Below are 6283 nucleotides of genomic sequence, written 5' to 3'. Positions count from 1 at the left end.
TTATTTATTGTAGAAGTTCATTTCATCTATATATTCCCAAACTTCTTTAGGTAACAGAGGTTGTATGTTCTTTTTTTCTTTTCGAGCCTTCCTTATCATGGTAGAAGATATTTGTACAATAGGAGCCTCTACTTTATGAATTTTAGGATGATTTTTAAATTGATCATCCATAACGCCTTCTGCAATTCTAGGGTACACATAAATATGATGATGTTCTAAAATGGTTTCATAATTTTTCCATTTATGTAAACTTTTTAGATTGTCTTCTCCCATAATTAAACAGAATTCTTTGTTTGGGTACATATCAGAAACGTGTGCTAACGTATGAACTGTGTAGTTAGGTTGTGGTAAATTAAACTCTATATCTGATGGTTTTATTTTCTGGTAATTAGCGGTTGCTCTATAGATCATTTCAAAACGTTCATGATTATCTAGTAAAGAGCTTTTTTTCTTAAACGGATTGTGAGGCGTAACAACCATCCAGATTTCATCTAAATCAGAATTTTCTACCATGTGATTGGCAATAATTAAATGCCCAATATGCATGGGGTTAAACGTACCAAAATATAAACCTATTTTCATCTTTATGCTTTTAGCTGTTCGCCTTTTGCCTTTAGTTCAATTCTAAAAAATTACTCATTAACTCTTCTGCTTCTTGCAAAGCATCTTCTAAAATGTAATTTTTTATAATTTTATCAAATTGTGGTGCAGTTGCTAATTCTACAGAAGCTTTTGCAATACGCATATTTATTTTGTCTTCACTTTCTGTAGAACGTTTCTTTAAACGAATTTTTAACTCGTCTACACTTGGTGGCTTTACAAAAACAGATAACGTTTCTTCTGGATATTTCTTTTTAATACGCAATCCGCCAACTACATCAATATCAAAAATAACGTGTTTTTTTAAGGCCCAAATGCGCTCTACCTCACTTTTTAAAGTTCCGTAGAAGTTGTCTCTATAAACTTCTTCCCACTCTAAAAATTCATCACTTTTAATTTTATCCTTAAATGCTCTTAAGTTGATAAAGTAATAGTCTTTACCGTCTATTTCTTCTCCTCTAGGTTCTCTAGAAGTAGCAGAAATAGAAAATTCTAGATTAAACCTTTCTTGTTTTAATAAATGGCGTACAATAGTTGTTTTACCTGAACCTGAGGGTGCAGAAAAGACGAATAATTTCCCTTTAAAATCTGACATATATTTTATTATTTGTCATGCTGAACTTGTTTCAGCATCTTGTAATTAGTATCTTGTAATAGTTACATGGTTTTTTTAACCTTGTAGAAAATATTACAATACATTTAAAATTTGTTCTTTAATTTGTTCTAGCTCGTTTTTCATTTGAATAACGGCTTTTTGCATAGGTGCAAAATTGGCTTTAGAACCAGTAGTGTTTATTTCTCTACCCATTTCTTGAACAATAAATCCTAATTTTTTACCATTAGAATCTTTAGATTCCATTGTTTGTAAGAAATAATCTAAGTGATTCGCTAAACGAACTTTTTCTTCATTAATATCTAATTTCTCTAGATAATAAATTAATTCTTGTTCAAAACGATTTTCATCTGTATCTACCTTTAAATCGTCGATAGCCTTTTTTAAACGTGTTTTTACGTTTTCTACTCTATCTCCATCTAAAGCTTTTACCTCCTCTAAATAGGTTTTAATATTAGCAATTCTTTCTTTAAAATCTATTTCTAAAGAAGAAGCTTCATCAATTCTATATTGTACAATATCTTTAATAGCAATATCTACACTTTCGTTGATTAGGTTCCATTCGTTTTCATCTAATTCTTCACGTTCTGTCTTTAAAGCGTCTGGCATTCTTACGGCCATTTTCAATAATTCAACATCATTAGTAGTTCCGGTTTGTACAACATTTCTTAGTTGTTGCATATATTCCTTTACAACCCCGTGATTAATAGTTGTAGAAGTTTCGTCTGCAGTCATTTCTACAAAAATTGAAAAATCTACTTTACCACGTACCAAAGCACTTGCTAGTTTTTTACGTACTGCCAATTCTTTCTCTTTATAATAAGAAGGAATACGAACGTTTAAATCGAGGTTTTTACTGTTTAAAGATTTAATTTCTATGGTTACTTTTTTAGTAGGTAATTGTAATACAGACTTGCCATAACCAGTCATAGATTGAATCATAAAATCAACATTTTAGATGAGGGGCAAATATAGTTTTTATTTCACAGAATTTTTAAGGGAATGCATTTGTAAATCATTGAAAATGATAAAGACAGATATTTTAAAAATTCGCACTAATTTTAAGGATGATGAATTTTACTAATTTAAATGAGCAAAGTTGATTTATAAGTTTTAATTGTGGCTATTCTTTTACTTGCTTGGTTACTAAATATACACCACAAAAGATAAGTATTGTTGCACCAACTTTTATAAGGTTTAAAGAATCGCTACCAATAATTAAAGCATAAATTGTTGCTATAACTGGCTGTAAGTATATAAAAACACTAACAGTTGTTGGTTTTAATTTTGATAAACCATATAAATTAAATAGGTAGGTAACACAAGAAGTAAACACAATAACAAAGCCAATATTCCAGTAAATATTTATAGGCATTTCTTGCCAACTTATTTCTGTAAAATCTCTGTAACCAAAAGGAAGTACAAATATAAGCCCTATTAAATAGAGCCATTTAACAAGTGTAATTGGGTGGTATTTGTGAATTAAGCTTTTAGAGATTACTAAATACAAACCATAAGAGGTGGCATTTACAAAAATTAAAAAATTGCCCCAATTGCTATTTGTACCACTATTGTTTGATGAATTACCGTACGTAATAAGTAAAACTGTACCTATTAAACCAATGATTATACCTAAAACACGAAGTTTACCAATGGCTTTTCTAATTAAAAGACTAGAGAAAATGAGTACCATAATTGGTGAGGTAACCATAATAACAGAAGCACTAATTGGCGTGGTTAAAATTAACCCTTTAAAGAAAGAAAGCATATTTAGACTAATACCAAAAATGGCTGCTAAGAGTAGTTTTTTATAATCAGATTTTTCTATTTTTTGAGATTTAATAAACAAACCAAGAACCCAAAAAATTGTAGTTGCACCAATAACTCTTATTAAAATAAAACCAAATGGTTTTACATAGGTAGGCATTACTTCTTTAGCAATAGAGTAATTAAGGCCATAAATTATGGTAGCTATAGTAACTGCAATTAAGGCTATTGTTCTTTGATTTATTTTCAAAAATAGAATTCTAAAATGAGCTTGTAAAGTTGAGAATAATTTTTAGTTGTACAATACATTAAAAGAGTTTCAAATTATATATAGAAACTCTTTTAATGTAGTTGTTTTTAGTAGTCTATTGAAAGTGGTATTCTTAATTTTTTTAGTTTTTGTAAATGTTTTAATCTTTTGTGTTGTTGTAAGATACCATTTTACACAATTGTTTTACATTTGTCATTCTAAAATTATTTATAATGATTATTCATCACTTACAAGAAAAAAACTCTATTCTTAATAAATTCATTGCAGAAATTAGAGATGTAAAAATTCAAAAAGATTCACTTCGTTTTAGAAGAAATATTGAAAGAATTGGTGAAATTTTAGGTTATGAATTAAGTAAAAATCTTTCTTATAAGAATGTTTCTGTTGAAACTCCATTAGGTAAAAATACAGAACAACTATCTGATAACGAGGTTGTCTTGTGTTCAATTTTAAGAGCTGGTTTACCTTTGCATCAAGGGGTATTAAACTATTTTGATGATGCAGAAAATGCTTTTATTTCTGCGTACCGTCATCACCCAAATAAAGATGCCGAATCTGAAATTGTAGTAGAGTATTTTGCAGCCCCATCAATTAAAAATAAAACTTTATTATTGTTAGATCCTATGTTGGCAACAGGGCAATCTTTGGTGTCTGTTTATGAGGCGATAAAAAAACAAGGAATTCCTGAAGAAATTCATATTTTAGTAGTTATTGCTTCTAAAGAAGGAATTGAGTTTATTAGAGATAAATTTCCAGAAAACACACATTTATGGATTGCAGCTATAGATGATCAATTAAATAGTAAAGGATATATAGTACCAGGTTTAGGAGATGCTGGCGATTTAGCTTTTGGAACTAAATTATAACAAGAAATAGGTAAGTATTGTACCTATTAAAAGTAATGCTGATATACTGTTTTTAACAATCATTTTTTCTATTACTTCAAATCCGTTTGCTATAATTATAGATGCAGGTATCAATAAATAAACAATTTCCGAACCATTCTTTTCAGTAATTATTAAAGCAAAAACAACTGCAATAATTGAGTTAATAATTAAAATAATCCAACTTTTTTTAAAAGAATTATTTACAGATAATACCTTAGGCGATTTTAAGAATACAGAAATTATGGTTAATAAAAGTACGGCTCCAAAAATCCAAAGAGTGGTGTCTTTTCTGTAGATAAATACATTATTTATATTATTAAAAGCAAAAAGTTGCTTAAACTCTTCGTTATAATCATACCAAAACAGGTACGAAAAATAGATGATTAAGGGAGAAATAAACCCAATAATTGGCGTTAATATAGTGTGAAAAGAAACTTTTTTTCTCAATAAAATAGATGCGTAAATTAGTATGGAAAAAACCAAGGTAAAGGGTTCTAGAATAATAAGAACACCTAACCAAAAGCCACTATCAAATAATTTCTGAATCATCTTTTTAGGAGAACGTAGACTGTATATTTTTCTTAAAAAAAGAAGGTAAATTATTAGTGTTATCAAGGTTTTAAACTCGAGTAGCTTGGGTATAAAAAGAATGCTTGTTAATATAAAAACAAAGAAAGAATAAGAGTGGTCAAACGTTAATTTATTTTTAGAAACAATAAAACTGTAGAAGAAAAATATAATTAAAAAGAGGCCTAAAAAAGAGACGTTTTCCATGGCTTTTAGCCAAGTAAAACTATCTGTTAGTAAGTTAGAAAAAACAGTAATTATAAAGAAGCAAAAAAAGAGTCCAAAATAGACTATAAAATTGATTGGTTTAGATTTCTCTAAAAAATTGGCTAGCATCGTTTCTTTTGTTATTTTTGCAGCGTAAAGATAATTAAGTTATGATAGCAAGCAATATTTTTAGATGGATTGGTAGTTTATTTACCGATTTATTATTTACGCCATTCCATTGGTTACGTTTAACTGTAGCAAATGCAGATTTTGGTTGGTGGATTTCTAATGCAGTAAACTGGGGGTTTCTAGTAGTTTTATTATGTTTATTCGCATACTGGATGGGACAAACTCTTAAGTTTAAGAGAGAAGGAACAGAAGATAAAGCTTAAAATAATAATTTGGGAAGCAAAAACAAACTGAAACGTTTCAAAGAAAATGAAACGTTTAAAAATGTCATTCAACCAACTAGAGAAGAAGTTGTAACAGATTTTTCTCATAAAGGTAAATGGCATTCTTTTTTTGGTAACAACAATCCTATTGTTGTAGAGTTAGGGTGTGGTAAAGGAGAATATACCATTGCTTTGGCTAGAAAAAATCCGAATAAAAATTTTATTGGTATCGATATAAAAGGTGCCCGCTTTTGGAGAGGAGCAAAAACTGCAATAGAAGAAAATCTAGATAATGTAGCTTTTGTAAGAACTCAAATTGAGTTGGTTGATTTTATTTTTGCCGAAAATGAAGTTTCAGAAATTTGGATCACTTTCCCAGATCCTCAAATAAAATTTCAGCGTACAAAACATAGAATGACAAATTCTAGTTTTATGAAAAAATACCATCATATTCTTAATGAAGAAGGAATCATGAATCTTAAAACAGATTCAGAATTTATGCATGGTTATACTTTAGGTTTGTTGCATGGTGAAGGTCATGAAATTTTATATGCAAACCATACTGTGTATAAAAATGAAGGCGCACCAAAAGAAGTAACAGAAACTCAAACTTTTTACGAAAAACAGTATTTAGAAGTAGATAAACCTATTACTTATATTAAATTTAGATTGAAGTATTAACGTGTCATTTAGGGGAATTAAACTATCTATTACTTAATTAACTCCCCACTTGTCATTCCGAAATGAGCCTTTTTTAGGCGATTGAGGAATCTCATAACATCACAACTGTTAATTCTTATTTTCGATTATTCCAATTAAACTTTCTGCTGTCACACTGAGCCTGTCGAAGTGCTTTTCCATGAATTCCTATTTTCGACTACGAACTTCGTGTAATAACTATCTATTCTTTTCTTTTTTCCATCGATGAAAAACGAAACAAAAAAATCTAGACTTATTTTAATTTTCTAAAATTCTACAT

Annotated in this window: 8 protein-coding genes; 3 read left to right on the top strand and 5 right to left on the bottom strand. The window is 29.0% G+C overall.

All coding sequences use genetic code 11. The annotated features are described in order from the left end of the window. From nadD to GQS58_RS11280, 4 genes are all read right to left on the bottom strand, one after another. Positions 1-582 carry a nicotinate (nicotinamide) nucleotide adenylyltransferase gene (gene nadD / locus GQS58_RS11295; protein WP_166385910.1) on the bottom strand — a complete coding sequence of 194 codons (582 nt, stop codon included), beginning with the start codon at positions 580-582 and terminating at the stop codon, positions 1-3. 31 nt (positions 583-613) lie between these two features. Next, positions 614-1195 carry a guanylate kinase gene (gene gmk, locus GQS58_RS11290; RefSeq protein WP_166385908.1) on the bottom strand — a complete coding sequence of 194 codons (582 nt, stop codon included), beginning with the start codon at positions 1193-1195 and terminating at the stop codon, positions 614-616. Between the two features lie 93 nt (positions 1196-1288). Continuing rightward, a complete protein-coding gene (locus GQS58_RS11285) occupies positions 1289-2143 on the bottom strand; it encodes a YicC family protein (protein WP_166386219.1) in 855 nt (284 codons plus the stop codon). Positions 2144-2336: 193 nt separating this feature from the next. Further along, positions 2337-3224, bottom strand: a complete 888-nt coding sequence (locus GQS58_RS11280) for a DMT family transporter (RefSeq protein WP_166386217.1) — start codon at positions 3222-3224, stop codon at positions 2337-2339. A 239-nt stretch (positions 3225-3463) separates the two neighbouring features. On the opposite strand from GQS58_RS11280, the gene upp reads away from it, so the two are divergent. Continuing rightward, on the top strand, positions 3464-4117 hold the full coding sequence (gene upp / locus GQS58_RS11275) for a uracil phosphoribosyltransferase (RefSeq protein ID WP_166385906.1): 654 nt from the start codon (positions 3464-3466) through the stop codon (positions 4115-4117). Here the strand turns inward: upp and GQS58_RS17190 are convergent. Then, positions 4112-5041: a DUF6427 family protein gene (locus tag GQS58_RS17190; RefSeq protein ID WP_240914601.1), complete on the bottom strand. Its 930-nt coding sequence runs from the start codon at positions 5039-5041 to the stop codon at positions 4112-4114. The two genes, upp and GQS58_RS17190, sit on opposite strands and share 6 nt — an antisense overlap. 41 nt (positions 5042-5082) lie before the next feature. Here GQS58_RS17190 and GQS58_RS11265 point away from each other — a divergent pair, with 41 nt between their 5' ends. Next, complete coding sequence (locus tag GQS58_RS11265; protein WP_166385902.1) at positions 5083-5304, top strand: DUF6341 family protein; 222 nt, start codon at positions 5083-5085, stop codon at positions 5302-5304. A gap of 9 nt (positions 5305-5313) precedes the next feature. Continuing rightward, positions 5314-5985, top strand: coding sequence for a tRNA (guanosine(46)-N7)-methyltransferase TrmB (trmB, locus tag GQS58_RS11260; protein WP_166385900.1), 672 nt, complete (start codon positions 5314-5316; stop codon positions 5983-5985). Positions 5986-6283: the final 298 nt, after the last annotated feature.

It is taken from the genome of Polaribacter sp. 11A2H, from assembly GCF_011379025.1.
Lineage (GTDB): Bacteria > Bacteroidota > Bacteroidia > Flavobacteriales > Flavobacteriaceae > Polaribacter.
This window is presented reverse-complemented; position numbering and strand designations above follow the sequence as displayed.

What these genes read in the sequence shown, in the direction of transcription:
- nadD (WP_166385910.1), bottom strand. Translation starts at nt 582, where the DNA reads ATGAAAATAGGTTTATATTTTGGTACGTTTAACCCCATGCATATTGGG.
- gmk (WP_166385908.1), bottom strand. Translation starts at nt 1,195, where the DNA reads ATGTCAGATTTTAAAGGGAAATTATTCGTCTTTTCTGCACCCTCAGGT.
- GQS58_RS11285 (WP_166386219.1), bottom strand. Translation starts at nt 2,143, where the DNA reads ATGACTGGTTATGGCAAGTCTGTATTACAATTACCTACTAAAAAAGTA.
- upp (WP_166385906.1), top strand. Translation starts at nt 3,464, where the DNA reads ATGATTATTCATCACTTACAAGAAAAAAACTCTATTCTTAATAAATTC.
- GQS58_RS17190 (WP_240914601.1), bottom strand. Translation starts at nt 5,041, where the DNA reads ATGCTAGCCAATTTTTTAGAGAAATCTAAACCAATCAATTTTATAGTC.
- GQS58_RS11265 (WP_166385902.1), top strand. Translation starts at nt 5,083, where the DNA reads ATGATAGCAAGCAATATTTTTAGATGGATTGGTAGTTTATTTACCGAT.